This is a genomic window from Type-F symbiont of Plautia stali (assembly GCF_059731105.1).
The window spans coordinates 2,283,808-2,299,047 of sequence record NZ_AP035909.1 but is presented as its reverse complement, the minus strand read 5'-3'; the positions used below and the strand labels follow the sequence as shown (position 1 = coordinate 2,299,047).

The following is a 15,240-nucleotide window of genomic DNA, read 5'->3' as shown; positions in this document are numbered from 1 at the left end:
GGCGTTTACCGGAGAGCCTGAAAGAAGCCTGAGATCCGGGAGATGTGATATCAGGGCGCGCTCAGCGCGGCCCTGGTGTCCGTTGAAAGATTTGCCTGTAAACGCGCCGTCAGGGCGACGTTCTTCACTTTCACGCCACCTGATTCTCTTTCTGCGCCAGAAACGTCTTCAGCGGGGTTACGCGACTGATCTCCTCCTGAGCGCGTACATCGTGCATCACTTCCCAGACATCAACACTGTTTTGCAGGTTAAGCCAGAACTCCACACTGGTCTCAAAGGCCGCAGCCAGTCTGAAAGCCATATCCGGTGTCAGCTTCCTGTTATTATTCACCAGAGCGCTGACGGTGTTACGGTGTACCTTCAGCATCTCTGCTAAATCAAGGATTTTCAGGCCAGCTGGCTCCAGGTATTCGTAAAGTAACACGTCGCCAACAGTAGTCGGTTTTCGGGTCGCCTGATTCATATCGTTGCTCTCTTCATCTCTTTCAGCGTCTGATAATGCTGCCGGCAGGGTGGCAGCGTCCGACATCAGGATGTCTGGTGATTATCATTTGTGTCTTTTGTAACTATGCGGGTCCAGATAAAGATCAACAGCCTTACCGTCGATCCATTTGAAAATCAGCCGGTATTGCTCATTGACTCTGATTGCCGCATATCCTTTCAGAGGTGGGTTCAGCTCCTCATAACGATTGCCTGGTGGTGATCTCAGATCCTGATAGTTTACCGCGGCATTAATAATATCGAGCTTTCTGGCCAGGGCTGATGAGAGTGTCATCGGGATTTTTCCGGAATGTTTCCCATATAAAAAAAGTCCCTGAGCCATTCATCCCTGAAACTGTCGATGTTCCTTAACGTTGCCACATCATGACCTCCCTGTATCATGTTGAAATCAGCTTAGCGCACCGTTGCACAGTGCGCAAGTGCTAATCAGGGTCAGCCATTTACCCCCTTCATTCCCTCTTCAGAGTAGCGGCCACCTTTGACTTCGATCTGCTGATGCAGGCCATTCAGCAGCCGGACATCGGCCTCTTCCAGTTCAATCTCTGCGGCCCCGGCATTTTCATGAAGCCAGACGAGCTGCTTCGTGCCTGGGATCGGCACCACTTTTTCATACTGAGCCAGTAACCACGCCAGCGCAATCTGCCCGCTGGTGGCATGATATTTCTCAGCCAGCGGCGCGATCGCGTTAAGAAGGCTGAGATTGTGGTCGAGATTTTGTTGCTGGAAGCGGTCATTATTTTTGCGGAAGTCGCCTTCAGTAAAATCGCTGTTGTTACGGTATTTACCGGTAAGAAAACCTCTGCCCAGCGGCGAGTAGGGCACCAGTCCGATGCCGAGCTGTTTCACCATTGGCAGGATCGCCGCCTCAATGTCCCGCGTCCAGAGTGAATACTCCGTCTGTAATGCCGCCAGAGGATGCACGGCATGCGCGCGCTTCAGCGTGGCGGCGGAGGCTTCGCATAATCCAATCTGTGCAATCTTGCCCTGCTGCACCAGACTGCTGAGGCACGCCATGCTCTCCTCAATCGGTGTCGCTGGACTGATACGATGCAGATAGAACAGGTCGATGCGCTCAACGCCCAGTCGTTTCAGCGACGCGTGGCAGCTGCGGATAATGTAGTCCGGCTCATTATTGATGGTGCGGGCATAGGCCTCATCCGCTGGCCGGGCGATGCCACATTTGGTGGCGACGGTAAATGTCTGCCGGTCGGCCTGGCTCAGCCCGGCAAGAAACTGACCGATCAACTGCTCGTTGTGGCCGCGGCCATAAAGATCGGCGGTGTCGATAAAGGTGATGCCGGTTTCGCGTAGCTGGTTAAGCAGCTGCAGTGAGTGGCGGTCGTCGGTATGACCATAAAATTCGCTCAGCCCCATTGCGCCATAACCGATCGCGCTGACCTCCAGCCCCTGAGATAACGTGCGTGTTTTCATTGTCTCTCCTCGTGAGTGAGCCGCCATTGTTTCACTCATGCCGACAGCCATGAATTGCTGTTCTGGCAATACCAGAAAGGTATCAGGCAGGTGAATAATTAACCGGAGCGGTGGTGGAGGTTATTAATTGCACAACTGAAAACGGCGGGAATGGGAAATTAACGCTTCGTTTTGAGAGCAGCGTAAATATATTTTCTCTGATGGAGTGCAGCTGTTTTTAAGGGATGGCTTACTTTTGAGGGGATAATTTTTCCAGCGCTGCGAGAACCGCCTCGTTTTTTTCATCGGCACGGATAGCGGCATAAACATCAATTGCCAGGTGCCGGGCCGCGCGTTCGCTCAGCGGCCGGTAGCAGAGTCCGGCCTGATTGAAGGTACATTTTGACCGGGGCATCAGGGCGAAACCCTTGCCTCTGGCGATATGGGACAGCATCAGCAGTGAATCTTCCGGCTCCCGCTGCCGTTTCAGCGCTACGCGAAGCGTAGCGAAGTAGCGCTCACATTTGTCGTAGAACAGCGGATTGGCACTGCGCGCGAACCAGAACAGGGGCAGGTCAGCCACGGCCTCAGGCGAAACCTGTTCCGCCCGGGCGGCAGGATGGGAGGCGGGCAGGACGACCAGCAGCGGCTCGCGGTAAACCCAGGCGTAGTGGACGGCCTCATCAGCCTCCGCGCCTTTTTCTCCGGTGAGGATTAAATCGAGCGTGTTACGGGCCAGGTTCTGCAGCAGCTGCGCGGAGGTCAGGCTGGGCATCTCCATCTCGTCACTGGCATGAAGTGCAACGAGCTGCTGGTTAAGCGGCGTGATAGCTTCAAAGTTCAGCGTTCGGGTTACGCCGATACGCAGGCGCGAGGCAACAGGGCCCGCATCCTGGGTTAAGGCTTCGAGGGCGATGAGGATCGCTTCCGCTTTAGCAACCAGGGCCTGCCCGGCTTCGGTGAGCGTCACCTCATGGGGTGTCCGGCTGAAGAGGGGCTGTCCCAGCAGATCTTCCAGACTCTGAATCTGGCGGGTCAGGGGAGGCTGCGTCATTCTGAGGCGTTCAGCGGCCCGGCGAAAGTTAAGCTCATGCGCGACCGCCAGAAAGCATTGCAACTGCTTTACCGCAGGAAGGTGACGGCTGATGAGATGCGCTGCTACAGACATGAGGTCGTTCTGCCACTCAGAGAAGGGGGAATAAAGACAGGAGCGGTCAGCGGCGGAGAGGGAAGGCCCTCTCCGCCGCGACGATTACATGCGCTCGACGGTGTCGATGCCCAGCGTATCCAGACCCTGCTTCAGCGTCTTCGCAGTCAGCGCAGCCAGCTGCAGCCGGCTCAGGCGGGTTGACTCTGACTCTGCCGTCAGGATCGGGCAGTGCTCGTAGAAGCCGGAGAAAAGACCGGCCAGATCGTAGAGATAGGCACACATCACATGGGGAGTGCCGTCACGGGCAACCTGAGTGATGATCTCTTCGAACTGCAGCAGGCGGGTCGCCAGCTGGGCTTCGCGCTCTTCGCTGATGACAATCTCTGCATCCAGCGAATCGGCATCAATACCCGCCTTGCGGAACACCGAGAGTACGCGGGTGTAGGCATACTGCATGTAGGGCGCCGTGTTACCTTCGAAGGCCAGCATGTTGTCCCAGTCGAAGATGTAGTCGGTGGTGCGGCTCTTGGAAAGGTCAGCATATTTCACCGCACTGATCCCGACCACTTCCGCCAGCGTTTTGACTTCCGCTTCGCTCATCTCCGGGTTCTTCTCGCGCACCAGCGTGTAAGCACGCTGATAAGCTTCATCCAGAAGGTCGGAAAGCTTGATGGTGCCACCGCTGCGGGTTTTGAACGGACGGCCATCTTTGCCCAGCATCATGCCAAAGGCATGGTGTTCGAGCGGCACCGACTCCGGAACATAACCGGCTTTACGCACGATAGTCCAGGCCTGCACCAGGTGCTGATGCTGACGGGAGTCAATGTAGTAAAGCACACGGTCAGCTTTCAGGGTCTCATAACGATATTTCGCACAGGCGATATCGGTCGTGGTGTAGAGGTAGCCACCATCCTTCTTCTGGATGATGACGCCCATCGGCTCACCTTCTTTGTTCTGGAACTCATCCAGGAACACCACGGTCGCGCCTTCACTCTCGACGGCTAACCCTTTCTGTTTCAGGTCAGCCACGATGCCAGGCAGCATATCGTTGTAAAGACTCTCACCCATCACATCGTCGCGGGTCAGGGTGACGTTCATGCGGTCATAAATCTTCTGGTTCTGACTCATCGTGATGTCGACCAGCTTCTTCCACATCTCACGGCAGTAAGGATCGCCACCCTGTAATTTCACCACGTAGCTGCGTGCGCGCTCGGCAAACTCAGGATCTTCGTCATAGGTGCGCTTGGCTTCACGGTAGAAGGCTTCGAGATCGGCCAGCGCCATCTCTGCGTGATTCTCGTTCTGCTGCTTTTCCAGGAACGCGATCAGCATGCCGAACTGAGTGCCCCAGTCGCCGACGTGGTTCGCACGGATCACCCGATGGCCGAGAAACTCCAGCGTACGAACAGCGGCATCACCAATGATGGTGGAACGGACGTGGCCCACGTGCATCTCTTTGGCGACGTTAGGCGCAGAGTAGTCGACCACGATCGTCTGAGGCTCAGCCAGCTGCACGCCCAGACGCGGCAGACTCAGGGCTTCACGGGCATGCTTCGCCAGCCAGGCGTGATCAAGGAAAATATTGATGAAGCCCGGTCCGGCGATTTCGACTTTGCTGGCGATGCCGGTCAGGTCGAGATGCTGGATCACCGCTTCCGCTAATTGTCGCGGAGCCTGTCCCAGCTTTTTCGCCACGGCCATAATACCGTTGGCCTGATAGTCTCCAAACTGGACCCTGGCGGACTGACGAACCTGCGGTTCGCAATCGGCGGGTGCGCCGGCTAAAACCATTGCCTGACTGACTTTTGCGGAAAGAAGTGCCTGAATATTCACCGAGTTACCTTCATAAGCTGAACAACGCCCGAGCCTGCTAAGCCGGACTGTCATCATCTTGCCTGACAGCATCGCGTCACGGACGGGCAGAAACGGATGAGGCAGACAAAACGGAAAAAAATGAGGGGGAAAGTATACGTGAAATGTCAGTGGGCGTCAGTAGCTGGATGAAGCGGGGAAACAGAGCCAGAGAAGATGTTTCCCGGAGGCATTAACGACGTCTCAGATGACGGCGGGGGTTCTTAACGCTTTTATCTTCACGCACCTTCCAGTGGCGGGAAATTGCAAATCCCATCAGTGCGATCAGGACAGCGACAACGATGAGCATAGACATAGAGCCATTCCTTTTGGTTGTGTTAGGTCAAATTTATAGGAAGGCAGGGAGAGCTGCAATTGATTGAGGTTGAAATGAGAGTTATCTTATTGTAATAAAGAAGTCTAATTTAATCATATATTTAATATAACTTCATCAAGGAACTCATGGTCCTAAACAGGAGATAAATCCGAAATGAAAGATGTTATTATGCGGTTTTGCGTTAAATTTCCGGTCAAATAAGATGAATCTTATCATTTATTACGCTTAACTCCCGGCGCACAATAAAGCAGACTGGTCACAAAAGTTAAATAAAGAGAGAGGAATAAGGGTTGTGAAGCATACTTTTCCGGCAGAATTGGATGATTTAAAGTCAGATTTAGAGCGTTTTGAAGAATCGTTGCAAAACTTTGCGCAGCGCCTGGGTTTGTCTCTTTGCGATCATGAAATCGACCATATTGCGGTGCGCTGTCATCAGGACACCACGGCGGCACGCTGGCAGAAGGGTCTGCAGCAGATGGGCACAGAATTTTCCTCCGCCGTCATCAACGGGCGACCGATTTGTCTGTTTAAGCTCGATCAACCCTTAACCGTGGCAGGGTGTCAGATTGATGTGGTGGAACTGCCGTGGCCGGGTGAAAAGCGTTATCGCCATGAAGGCTGGGAACACGTTGAGGTCGTGTTACGCGGCGATCCGGAGTCGCTGGGCATGCGCGCAATGGCCTTGCTCTCTGACCCGGCACTGACGCAGCCGGGCATTTCGTTTAAAACCAGCGCGCCGAAGGGAGAGAATGAGCGTCTGCCCAATCCGACGCTGGCGGTGACGGATGGACAGACGACAATCAAGTTTCATCCGTGGCGACTGGAAGAGATTGTCGCCAGCGAGCAGAACTAAATCCGGGCGGCGACCGCGCGTTTCAGGCGGGCGACCGCCTCGTCAAGCAGCGCGCGCGTGCAGCCGAAATTGAGCCGGACAAACTGGTCATTGCCAAATTCCCGGCCTGCGGTTAAGCCCAGACCGTGTTTTTCGAAGTAGAGCGCCGGGCTGGCGACGCCCAGTTCGCTGGCGTCGATCCAGGCCAGGTAGGTGGCTTCCGGCGCGGCGAGTGACAGGCCGGTCATTTTATTGACCTGCGACACCAGCCAGTCGCGGTTGCTGCGCAGGTAGAGGTTCTGCGCGTCCAGCCAGGATTCACCCTCGCGCCACGCCGCCGCCGCTGCCGTAATCGCCAGAATATCGACGTCAGGCACAATGCCGCGCCGCAACCGCGTAAAACGCGCGCGCAGTTCGGGATTCGGAATTATGGCGATGGATGCGCCAAGCCCGGCAATATTAAAGGTTTTGGACGGCGACATCAGGGTTACGCTGCGCTGCGCGGCGTCTTCGCTCAGGCTGGCAAACGGGATGTGCTGAACACCCGGCTCCAGCAGCAGATCGCTGTGGATCTCGTCAGAGCAGACAATCAAATCGTGCTTCTGCGCAAAGGCGAGCTGCGCCAGCAGTTCATCCCGGCGATAGACGGTGCCGCCCGGATTCTGCGGATTGCAGAGCATTAGCAGCCGCTCGCTGCCCGTCATCTCACCCTCAGCTGCCGTCATATCCAGCAGCCAGCGTCCCGCGCTCAGGGTCAGCGGCAGATTCAGCTGAGTGCGCTCCGCCAGCTTTGACGCCCCGCGAAACGGGGGATAAATCGGGGTCGGCGCTATCGTGCGTTCGTCTGAGGCCGTAAAGGCACGGACAGCCAGGTTCAGCCCGCTCACCACGCCGGGCAGTACCACAATCCACTCCGGATTTACGTGCCACTGATAGCGTGAGGCAAGCCAGGCGATCGCGCTGTCGATAAACTCAACGGGCGTGTCGCCGTAACCAAAAATCCCATGTTCGGCACGGGCTTTTATCGCGTTGATGATGCAATCCGGCGATCGGAAATCGGTATCCGCGACCCACAACGGCAGAATGTCCTGGTCCGCATATTTGTTCCATTTGAGACTATCGCTGTGACGGCGGTCTATCCGTTGGTCGAAATTGAATGCCATAGTTAACTTTCCCGGTAAACTCATTCCAGCAGCCAGACTAACTGATGAATCTGCCTTGAACCAGAGTCATGTAAAGGAGAAGAGAATGACCACACTGGAAATTTGCTGCTATGGCGTGGACTGCGCCGTGACCGCACAACAGGCGGGTGCCGATCGGGTTGAACTCTGTGCCGCCCCGCGCGAAGGCGGTCTGACCCCGTCTGCGGGGATGCTGAAGGCGGCCCGTCAGGCGGTTTCGATTCCGGTTCATCCTATTGTCCGGCCACGCGGGGGCGATTTTTGTTACACCGCACGTGAATTTGAAGCGATGAAATCGGACGTGGCGCTAATCCGTGAACTCGGTTTCCCGGGGCTGGTGATTGGTATGCTGGATGAAGATGCCCATATTCATCAGGGGCAGATGCGTCAGATTATGGCGCTGTGTGACGGCCTGAGCGTCACCTTTCATCGGGCCTTCGATCTCTGTCACAGCCCTAAGCGTGCCCTGGAAACATTAACCGATCTGGGGGTGGCACGGATTCTGACCTCCGGGCAGCAGCAGAGCGCCGAAAACGGAATTGCATTACTCCGGGAACTTAATGAGACCAGCACGGGTCCTACTATTATGGCGGGTGCCGGGGTACGTCTCAGCAACCTGCAAAAGTTTCTCGATATGGGCATTCGCGAAGTTCACAGCTCGGCCAGCCGCCTGATGGCCTCGCCGATGCGCTACCGCAAAGCGGGTGTTTCCATGTGTTCAGAAGCCGAAACCGACGAGTTCAGCCGCTACTGCGTCGACGGCGATGTGGTTGAGGCGATGAAAAGCGTGATGCAGATGAGCACCGTCCGGGTCGCCTGAGCTACAACAGATTTTGCCGCGCAGCACGCCGATCATTGACGTGGTGTTTGCAAGTACCAAACCCCAGTATGCTTGCTGGGGTTCTTTTTGTCTGAAATTAAGGTTCAGGATCAAATCAGCGTCGGCTCAGGTTTTGTAAAAGCCTGAGGTTTCTTTAAAACGCACTACCTGTCTCTGACTGAATAGTCTGTACAAGTAAAGCCAGGACTATGTATTACGCGTACGAATTTCTGGCTCTCTTTGCGTCTGATAAAGGCGGGTTTCAAAATTGTGTGATGATAGCTTTCACTAAAGAAATTATTAAAAAAACGGCATACAAAAACAGCGATGAAAGTGAAAGGTAATAGTAATTATCAATCCATACAGTGAGGTTGTAGTTCATGCCTTTCAGATGCTCGGTAATAGCAACGTGTTGTCTGGGCTGAAAAATGACCTTTTTTCCTTTTCTGAGTCTTGAGAAGAAATAGGACATGCCAAACGACCCCAAAAAACCCATAGACCCATAAAACCTGTAAAGGGGTGGTAATTCAAACCTGGCATCATGGTAAAAAGATAACAAAGATTCATATTTCTCTTTGTTAATGGAAAAGATCACGAACTGTATAATGGTAATAAAGGAAGGCACAAGGGCACAGCCCATAGCGAGATAAAAAAGCCTATTTTCCATATTATTTTAACCACATATCCATAAAATAATCGTTTGCTGCACTTGCAGCGGCCCCGCCGACTAGCGAACCCACTGCAGCACAGGCAACCACCCGGCACCAGAAGTATTCACAACACAATATCCGGGGGCAATATTACGCGCCATGATTCCTTTCTCCGTTCGTTATAAACCCGACATGATGAGTAATACAGACAGACGGCAGTACCGGTATGGATAAAAAGCTGGAGTAAATATAAATAATTCCATTAAGCAACGCAAAAGTGTTGAGCCCTGCCAGAGGCCATTCTAGCGATAGCCTGAAAATAACTGTCTGACGGTTTTCAGCCCAATACTTGCTATCCAGCTTGATACGGAATGGCTCCCTCGCTTTCCCTGCTGAATCCGGACGAGGAAAATACGTGCCGCCGCATCAGCGTGTTTTCATATCCCTTACAGCCGATCAGCCGGGTAGACCACCCGCACAATGAGCAGCCGTCGTTCAGATAAATTATTCACTGCCATCCAGGACTTTTACCGCAGAGAGCCACGCAAACCGCCGCACTATCCGTTACGCTTAGATCACCGCACCGCTTGAGGCATAACTCCGGGCGGCAGCTTCAATTCGTCACCGGTTGCCACTGTTTTTCACGGCAGGGTTTACACTTACAGCAACGTTGCCCGGAACTGACCCTATGAATCGCAATCAGAGTGCCGCTCTCATCCTGTTGCTGACTGCGCTGTACAGTGACAGCGTGGCGGCCAGCGCATGCCGGCCGCAGAGCACAACCATCACCAACAGCAATAACCTGATTCTGCTCGGCGGCAATGCCAAAGGCGCAGTGAAGCAGGTGATTGCGGGGGAATTTGGCAAGGATGTGAATTCTCAAAAGCGGGTGCTGGGCCAGTTTGACGCCTGCGGCGACCTGACCGTGGCTGACGTCAGCTATGACAAAAATGAGCGCAACGTTATCCTCAGTATGGAGCAGCACATTGCGAGAGTGCAGGGCGGCTGGGTGGCGGAATATGCCTGGATGGTGAAAGTGCTGAAAGAGGGCAAGGAAGTCGTGGTCGACAACCGACAGGGGACGATCAACTGGCAAAAAGGGGAGCATGGCAATATCACCAGCGCCTCTGACAAATTTATCAGCATGGGAAAAAGCGGTTTTACCGACACGACCTATCGCTATGATCGCCAGTTGCGCCTGGAGAAGAGCGTGGCGCGCGGCAGCGACCCGACGACCAACGGCGAGTTTCACTATCACTGGAATCCAAAGGGACTGGTGACACGCACCACTTCCGCCCGCAGCACGGACAACTACACCTACGATCCGCAATGGCGTGAAGTGCGTCTGAACGGCACGGCCAGCACGCCGCTGAGCACGATCCGCTCGGTGGACGAGTGCCAGTCATGGGATGAGGTCGGTAACTGCACCCTGAGCTACCTGCATGAGACCGAAATCTTCACGCGCGGCACCATCGAACGCCACCTCAGTTCTGCCTATAAATATGAGTACTGGGATCAGCCTGCGGCGGAGGAGTAACGGGCGATAGGATCATCGCCCGTTGGCGGCTTATTTCACTGTCTGACTAAAGGCATCCAGCGCCAGCAGGGCGTTGGCAATATCTTCCGGTGACAGATGAGGATTCAGGTTTTTCAGCGTATCCCCCTCACTGTTGGCCAGAGCGCCCACTTTCACCAGATTCTCCCAGCTTTCATTTTCAAGATGCATCTCGCGGAGCGTGGTCGGCATGTTGATAGAGCGATAGAAACGGATGTAGCGCGCAATTTCCTCGTCCGGACGCTGCTCCAGCACCATCTGCGTCAGTGTGCCATAGGCAACTTTTTCGCCGTGGGTCAGATGATGAATTTCACCATCAATGGCGGTAAAACCATTGTGAATGGCGTGAGCGGCTGCCAGCCCGCCGTTTTCAAAGCCCAGTCCTGAGAGCAGCGTATTCGCCTCAACCACCGCTTCCACGGCGGGCGTGACCCGTTTTTCGCTCACGGCGATATAGGCACTGTAACCCCACTTGAGCAGTGTTTCTTCGCAGGCACGGGCAATCGCCAGTCCGGCAAGGGTCGGATCGCCGTTGACCATGGATTTTGCATGGGAACGCGCCACGGCCTGTGCTTCAACCCAGGTGGCCAGCCCATCGGCAATGCCAGAGGCAAAGAGTCGCGCAGGCGCACTGGCGCAGACAGCCGTATCCACCAGCACCAAATCAGGGTTTTTGCTGTAAAAGCGATAGCTCTCAAATACGCCACTGTCAGAGTAGATGACCGACAGGGCGCTGCAGGGAGCATCGGTAGAGGCAATGGTCGGCACGATGGCTACCGGCTGCTGAAGTTCGTCCGCTACCGCCTTAACCGTGTCCAGCGTTTTGCCGCCGCCCAGCCCGACAATCACGTTACAACCCTGGCGCTTCGCCAGCGCACTGAGACGGGTGATCTCATTGCTGGAGGCCTCGCCGTTAAATTGCTGCCAGCTGAATTTCACTCCCGCGGACTGCAACGTCTGTTGCGTCCGTTCACCAATCAGCTTCCAGACAACCTCATCCGCCACCAGAAAAGCCTGATCGCCCAGTTCAGTCAGCAACGTTCCCAGCTCGTCCAGTACACCTGCGCCCTGCACATATTTACGGGGTGATGAAAAAATAAATTTACTCATAATCACGTCTCCTTAATATGAATAGCCCGACCCGATCCAGCCTGGCACAATCAGCCCGGAGTGGCAGCTGATCCCGCGCATTACGCTGTCAGGGCTGTTAAGCTGCCTGAACACCCCTTACCGGGCGAAATAACGGAGAATCATTATGAGCGCCACGCTCTTTTCATTTCTGTTTGCGATAACCATTCTGACGCTCACGCCTGGGTTTGACACCGCGCTGGTGCTGCGAACGGCCATTGCGCAGGGCTGGCGGCGCGCCTGGGCGACAGCGCTGGGTGTGACGCTGGGTTGTCTGCTCTGGGGGATCGCCGTCGGGCTGGGGCTGGGGGCGCTGCTGATGGCGTCTGAGATTGCCTATAACCTGCTGAAATGGCTCGGCGCGGCCTGGCTCTGCTATCTGGGCATTCGGTTGCTGGTCACCCCGCGTCAGCAGTCGCCTGCTGTAGCCCAGCCCGCGGTTCGCCAGCAGGGCTATCTGGCCTGCTTCAGTCGGGGATTGATGGGCAACCTGCTGAATCCGAAAGTGGGGGTCTTTTACGTCACCTTTCTGCCTCAGTTCATTCCGGCCGGAGCGTCAGTGCCGCTCTGGTGCAGCCTGATGGCGCTGGCTCACATGCTGCTGGGGCTGGTCTGGAATGCGGTGCTGATTGGCGGCAGCCACTTTTTCGCCGGTCATCTGCAAAAACCTGCGGTGCTGAAGGTGATGGATCGTTTGACCGGCTGCGTGTTTATTGGATTTGCGGCGAAACTGGCCTTGTCCCGCCGCTGAGACGTCAGGGTTTGGTGGCGACCAGCACGGCACGCAGGGGAGCGGGGTAGCCCTCAATCGTTTTGCTGGCGTCATCGGGGTCGAGAAACTCTGCCAGGGATTCGCTGGTCATCCAGTCGGTCCGGCGCTGCTCTTCCGTGGTGGTGCGGGCAAAATCAACGATCCGCACATCCACAAACCCGCTTTTTTCCAGCCAGCTCTTCAGGGCCTCGGCTGACGGAATAAAGAAGACGTTGCGCATCTGGGCATAGCGCTCGCCGGGCACCAGAACCTGATTCACATCGCCCTCAATCACCAGCGTTTCCAGCACCAGTTCGCCGCCGCTGACCAGCTGGTTTTTGAGCTGTAACAGGTGATCCAGCGGGGAGCGACGATGATAGAGCACGCCCATAGAGAAGACGGTATCAAACGCCTGCAGTGCCGGTAACTGCTCGATCCCCAGCGGCAGCATGTGCGCCCGGCGATCGTCATTGAGCAGCTTGCGCACGGCTTCAAACTGCACCAGGAAGAGCTGCATCGGATCGATGCCGACCACCAGATGCGCACCTGCACCGATCATGCGCCACATGTGATAGCCGCTGCCACAGCCCACATCCAGCACGGTGCGGCCCGCCAGGGGGGAGATGTGCGGCAATACGCGCTCCCACTTCCAGTCAGATCGCCACTCAGTGTTGATGTGCGTGCCATAGAGGGAGTAAGGCCCTTTGCGCCACGGCATCAGGTTACGCAGTAATTTTTCAATGCCCTGACGATGGCGATCGCTGATGTCATCACGGTCGGCGGTGACGCTGTGCAGCAGATCCAGCTTCTGGGGCGCGAGCAGCGGCAGATACTCCAGCGACTTGTACCAGTCGCGGAAGTGACCGTGCAGGTTTTCCCGCTGCCATTCACTGATTTGAGCCGGTAATACTTCCAGCCACTTCGCCAGCGGGCCTACCGCAATTTGCTGATAAAAACGGCCAAAGTCGATCATTTCAACGCCACCAGTGAGCCAAAGTTAAAGCACTGGAACCAGAGTTCGGCGTGCGGGAAACCGGCCTGCTTCAGGCGGGCTTTGTGGGCTTCAACGCTGTCGGTCAGCATCACGTTTTCCAGCATGCTGCGCTTCTGGCTGATTTCCAGTTCGCTGTACCCGTTGGCGCGCTTGAAGTCGTGATGCATGTTAAATAACAGCTCACCAACTTCCGCATCTTCAAAACTGAACTTCTCAGACAGCACCAGCGCGCCACCCGGTTTCAGTCCCTGCCAGATTTTCGTCAGCAGCGCCAGGCGCGCAGGCGGCTCCAGAAACTGTAACGTGAAGTTGAGCACCACCAGCGAGGCGTTCTCAATCTCAATATCGCGGATATCCGCTTCCAGCACCGTTACCGGCGTATCGGCGCGGAAGGCATCCAGATGACGACGGCAGCGCTCCACCATCGCGGGCGAGTTATCCACCGCGATGATCTCACAACCCGGCACATGAATATTGCGCCGCACCGACAGGGTGGCTGCGCCCAGCGAGCAGCCCAGGTCATACACCCGGCTCTGCGGGGTAACAAAACGTTCTGCCAGCATGCCAATCATCGAAATGATGTTGGAGTAGCCAGGCACCGAGCGCTGAATCATGTCAGGAAAGACTTCAGCCACGCGCTCGTCAAAAGTCCAGTCGCCCAGTTTTGCAATGGGCGCTGAGAAGAGTTGATCGCGGTCAGACATATCGAAAATCCGAAGAGACGACGGAAAGGGCGCTATTCTGGCAGAAAGTGGGGCAGGCTGCACCCCTTAACCCCGCCGCGCTTAATGGAGCGACAGCACCAGATCCCAGGGGAGATAGATCAGGTTAAAAATAACCATGCCGCAGAGGGAAAACAGCGTCAGCATCATGCCATATTTGCGACCGGTCATTGCGCTGTTGCGTAATCCCCAGGCGTGCAGAAACCGGCCGATGAAAAACAGCAGCGCGGTGAGATGCACCATCCAGATATCCGCGCCGTTCATCTCCATCACGACCAGCAGCAGCAGCGCCAGGGGAACGGTTTCGATGGCGTTACCGTGAATGCGAATCGCCATTTTCAGGTCGTGATAGCCGCCGTCGCCATAGGCCACGCGATAAAAACGGCGGAAACGCACGACGTCCAGCGTGAATTTCATGATCAGTAAGGCACCCAGTACCACGTATAACGCGCTTATCATTGTCACTCCGGTACGCATTCAGAAGAGGGGCTATTCTATCCAGCGTTCGGCACGCTGTCCCGTATGGCGTTCAAAACAGTGATGCCTGCTGCGGCCAGTCTGGCCCGTCACCGATGGCCGGATCGATCTCTTGCAGCTGCGGCCACAGCGCCTGCACCAGTGGAAAAACCTGGCCCATATCGGGCGTGTGCAGAAACAGCATGGCGTCACCCTGCTGCTGCCACTCAGCCAGTTTGCTGCGCCAGATCTGAAACAGCGGCACGCTCTCTTCCACGCTGTCGCTGCCGATAAAGCGCACCATCGGCTGTGATCCGGTGCGCAGCGCATGGGGCGGCACCCGCGGCTTCTGCGCGCGGGCGGCCAGCGCGGCCGGACTCTGTGAGGTGGAAGCATGCACCGGACGGCTGTCGAGCATCACGCGATTGATGCCGCGTGCCAGCAGGCCGCGGTTCAGCGCCCGCTCCGCCTCGCCTTTGGCAAAGAACGCGGGATGGCGCACCTCCACCCCGTAATCAAAACGGCGCGGCAGGCTGTCGAGAAAACGCCACAGGTCATCGAGCTGCGGCGGGGAGAAGCTGGCAGGCAGCTGCAGCCAGTACTGACCGATGCGATCGGCCAGCGGCTCCATCAGCCGCAGAAAATCGGTCAGCAGATCGTCGCTGTGCTGCAGCGCCGCCTGATGGCTGATGGTGTTGGGAAACTTAAAGCAGAAGCGAAATGCCTCGTGCGTCATGTCGCGCCAGCGCATCACCGTTTCGGCATTCGGCAGCGCATACAGCGTGGTGTTTCCCTCCACACAATGGAAATAGCGGGCATAGTCCGCCAGGCTTTCAATGCCCCAGCGTTTCCAGTGGGAGTGCTGCCACTGGGGCAGGCCAATACGCAGTGTCACGCGCGCT

The 15,240-nt window shown here is 56.0% G+C and carries 15 protein-coding genes and 1 pseudogene; 4 read left to right on the top strand and 12 right to left on the bottom strand.

The window, feature by feature from the left end; all coding sequences use genetic code 11:
- Window positions 1–130: 130 nt before the first annotated feature.
- The 6 genes and pseudogenes from AC6I7A_RS10895 to AC6I7A_RS10870 all read right to left on the bottom strand — a co-directional run bounded on the left by AC6I7A_RS10895 (window position 131) and on the right by AC6I7A_RS10870 (window position 5,228).
- Window positions 131–463, bottom strand: coding sequence for a HigA family addiction module antitoxin (locus AC6I7A_RS10895; protein ID WP_058957342.1), 333 nt, complete (start codon window positions 461–463; stop codon window positions 131–133).
- 84 nt (window positions 464–547) lie between these two features.
- Window positions 548–882: pseudogene (locus AC6I7A_RS10890) on the bottom strand (type II toxin-antitoxin system RelE/ParE family toxin).
- Window positions 883–933: 51 nt separating this feature from the next.
- Window positions 934–1,932 carry an aldo/keto reductase gene (locus tag AC6I7A_RS10885; RefSeq protein ID WP_058957341.1) on the bottom strand — a complete coding sequence of 333 codons (999 nt, stop codon included), beginning with the start codon at window positions 1,930–1,932 and terminating at the stop codon, window positions 934–936.
- A 229-nt stretch (window positions 1,933–2,161) separates the two neighbouring features.
- Window positions 2,162–3,079, bottom strand: a complete 918-nt coding sequence (locus tag AC6I7A_RS10880; RefSeq protein ID WP_058957340.1) for a LysR family transcriptional regulator — start codon at window positions 3,077–3,079, stop codon at window positions 2,162–2,164.
- 84 nt (window positions 3,080–3,163) lie between these two features.
- Window positions 3,164–4,894, bottom strand: coding sequence for an arginine--tRNA ligase (gene argS, locus AC6I7A_RS10875; protein WP_009089696.1), 1,731 nt, complete (start codon window positions 4,892–4,894; stop codon window positions 3,164–3,166).
- Between the two features lie 211 nt (window positions 4,895–5,105).
- Window positions 5,106–5,228 carry a hypothetical protein gene (locus AC6I7A_RS10870; RefSeq protein ID WP_009089698.1) on the bottom strand — a complete coding sequence of 41 codons (123 nt, stop codon included), beginning with the start codon at window positions 5,226–5,228 and terminating at the stop codon, window positions 5,106–5,108.
- A 313-nt stretch (window positions 5,229–5,541) separates the two neighbouring features.
- Between AC6I7A_RS10870 and AC6I7A_RS10865 the strand changes: the two genes are divergently transcribed.
- Complete coding sequence (locus AC6I7A_RS10865) at window positions 5,542–6,102, top strand: VOC family protein (RefSeq protein WP_009089700.1); 561 nt, start codon at window positions 5,542–5,544, stop codon at window positions 6,100–6,102.
- On the opposite strand, the gene AC6I7A_RS10860 is transcribed toward AC6I7A_RS10865, so the two are convergent.
- Window positions 6,099–7,244 (bottom strand): MalY/PatB family protein, encoded by a 1,146-nt coding sequence (locus AC6I7A_RS10860; protein ID WP_058957339.1) that lies wholly within the window; start codon window positions 7,242–7,244, stop codon window positions 6,099–6,101. The genes AC6I7A_RS10865 and AC6I7A_RS10860 overlap by 4 nt on opposite strands.
- An 85-nt stretch (window positions 7,245–7,329) precedes the next feature.
- Between AC6I7A_RS10860 and cutC the strand changes: the two genes are divergently transcribed.
- Window positions 7,330–8,082: a copper homeostasis protein CutC gene (cutC, locus tag AC6I7A_RS10855; RefSeq protein ID WP_058957338.1), complete on the top strand. Its 753-nt coding sequence runs from the start codon at window positions 7,330–7,332 to the stop codon at window positions 8,080–8,082.
- Between the two features lie 1,338 nt (window positions 8,083–9,420).
- A complete protein-coding gene (locus AC6I7A_RS10850; RefSeq protein ID WP_058957336.1) occupies window positions 9,421–10,269 on the top strand; it encodes a hypothetical protein in 849 nt (282 codons plus the stop codon).
- 30 nt (window positions 10,270–10,299) lie between these two features.
- Here AC6I7A_RS10850 and AC6I7A_RS10845 read toward each other — a convergent pair whose 3' ends face one another.
- Complete coding sequence (locus tag AC6I7A_RS10845; RefSeq protein ID WP_009089706.1) at window positions 10,300–11,397, bottom strand: glycerol dehydrogenase; 1,098 nt, start codon at window positions 11,395–11,397, stop codon at window positions 10,300–10,302.
- Between the two features lie 145 nt (window positions 11,398–11,542).
- On the opposite strand from AC6I7A_RS10845, the gene AC6I7A_RS10840 reads away from it, so the two are divergent.
- Complete coding sequence (locus AC6I7A_RS10840) at window positions 11,543–12,166, top strand: LysE family translocator (RefSeq protein WP_058957335.1); 624 nt, start codon at window positions 11,543–11,545, stop codon at window positions 12,164–12,166.
- A 4-nt stretch (window positions 12,167–12,170) separates the two neighbouring features.
- Here the strand turns inward: AC6I7A_RS10840 and cmoB are convergent, their stop codons facing one another.
- The 4 genes from cmoB to AC6I7A_RS10820 form a co-directional block, all read right to left on the bottom strand.
- The gene (cmoB, locus tag AC6I7A_RS10835) at window positions 12,171–13,139 is read right to left on the bottom strand and encodes a tRNA 5-methoxyuridine(34)/uridine 5-oxyacetic acid(34) synthase CmoB (RefSeq protein WP_058957334.1); all 969 of its coding nucleotides are present in this window, start codon (window positions 13,137–13,139) and stop codon (window positions 12,171–12,173) included.
- Window positions 13,136–13,864: a carboxy-S-adenosyl-L-methionine synthase CmoA gene (cmoA, locus tag AC6I7A_RS10830; protein ID WP_009089712.1), complete on the bottom strand. Its 729-nt coding sequence runs from the start codon at window positions 13,862–13,864 to the stop codon at window positions 13,136–13,138. The genes cmoB and cmoA overlap by 4 nt, the downstream gene beginning before the upstream one ends.
- Window positions 13,865–13,945: 81 nt before the next feature.
- The gene (locus AC6I7A_RS10825; RefSeq protein ID WP_058957333.1) at window positions 13,946–14,341 is read right to left on the bottom strand and encodes an MAPEG family protein; all 396 of its coding nucleotides are present in this window, start codon (window positions 14,339–14,341) and stop codon (window positions 13,946–13,948) included.
- Between the two features lie 70 nt (window positions 14,342–14,411).
- Window positions 14,412–15,233 carry a DUF72 domain-containing protein gene (locus AC6I7A_RS10820; protein ID WP_046101991.1) on the bottom strand — a complete coding sequence of 274 codons (822 nt, stop codon included), beginning with the start codon at window positions 15,231–15,233 and terminating at the stop codon, window positions 14,412–14,414.
- Window positions 15,234–15,240: the final 7 nt, after the last annotated feature.

Bases quoted from the DNA above. Each gene is read 5' to 3' on its own strand.
- AC6I7A_RS10895 (WP_058957342.1), bottom strand. From the start codon at position 463: ATGAATCAGGCGACCCGAAAACCGACTACTGTTGGCGACGTGTTACTT.
- AC6I7A_RS10885 (WP_058957341.1), bottom strand. From the start codon at position 1,932: ATGAAAACACGCACGTTATCTCAGGGGCTGGAGGTCAGCGCGATCGGT.
- AC6I7A_RS10880 (WP_058957340.1), bottom strand. From the start codon at position 3,079: ATGTCTGTAGCAGCGCATCTCATCAGCCGTCACCTTCCTGCGGTAAAG.
- AC6I7A_RS10870 (WP_009089698.1), bottom strand. From the start codon at position 5,228: ATGTCTATGCTCATCGTTGTCGCTGTCCTGATCGCACTGATGGGATTT.
- AC6I7A_RS10860 (WP_058957339.1), bottom strand. From the start codon at position 7,244: ATGGCATTCAATTTCGACCAACGGATAGACCGCCGTCACAGCGATAGT.
- cutC (WP_058957338.1), top strand. From the start codon at position 7,330: ATGACCACACTGGAAATTTGCTGCTATGGCGTGGACTGCGCCGTGACC.
- AC6I7A_RS10850 (WP_058957336.1), top strand. From the start codon at position 9,421: ATGAATCGCAATCAGAGTGCCGCTCTCATCCTGTTGCTGACTGCGCTG.
- AC6I7A_RS10845 (WP_009089706.1), bottom strand. From the start codon at position 11,397: ATGAGTAAATTTATTTTTTCATCACCCCGTAAATATGTGCAGGGCGCA.
- AC6I7A_RS10840 (WP_058957335.1), top strand. From the start codon at position 11,543: ATGAGCGCCACGCTCTTTTCATTTCTGTTTGCGATAACCATTCTGACG.
- cmoB (WP_058957334.1), bottom strand. From the start codon at position 13,139: ATGATCGACTTTGGCCGTTTTTATCAGCAAATTGCGGTAGGCCCGCTG.
- cmoA (WP_009089712.1), bottom strand. From the start codon at position 13,864: ATGTCTGACCGCGATCAACTCTTCTCAGCGCCCATTGCAAAACTGGGC.
- AC6I7A_RS10825 (WP_058957333.1), bottom strand. From the start codon at position 14,341: ATGATAAGCGCGTTATACGTGGTACTGGGTGCCTTACTGATCATGAAA.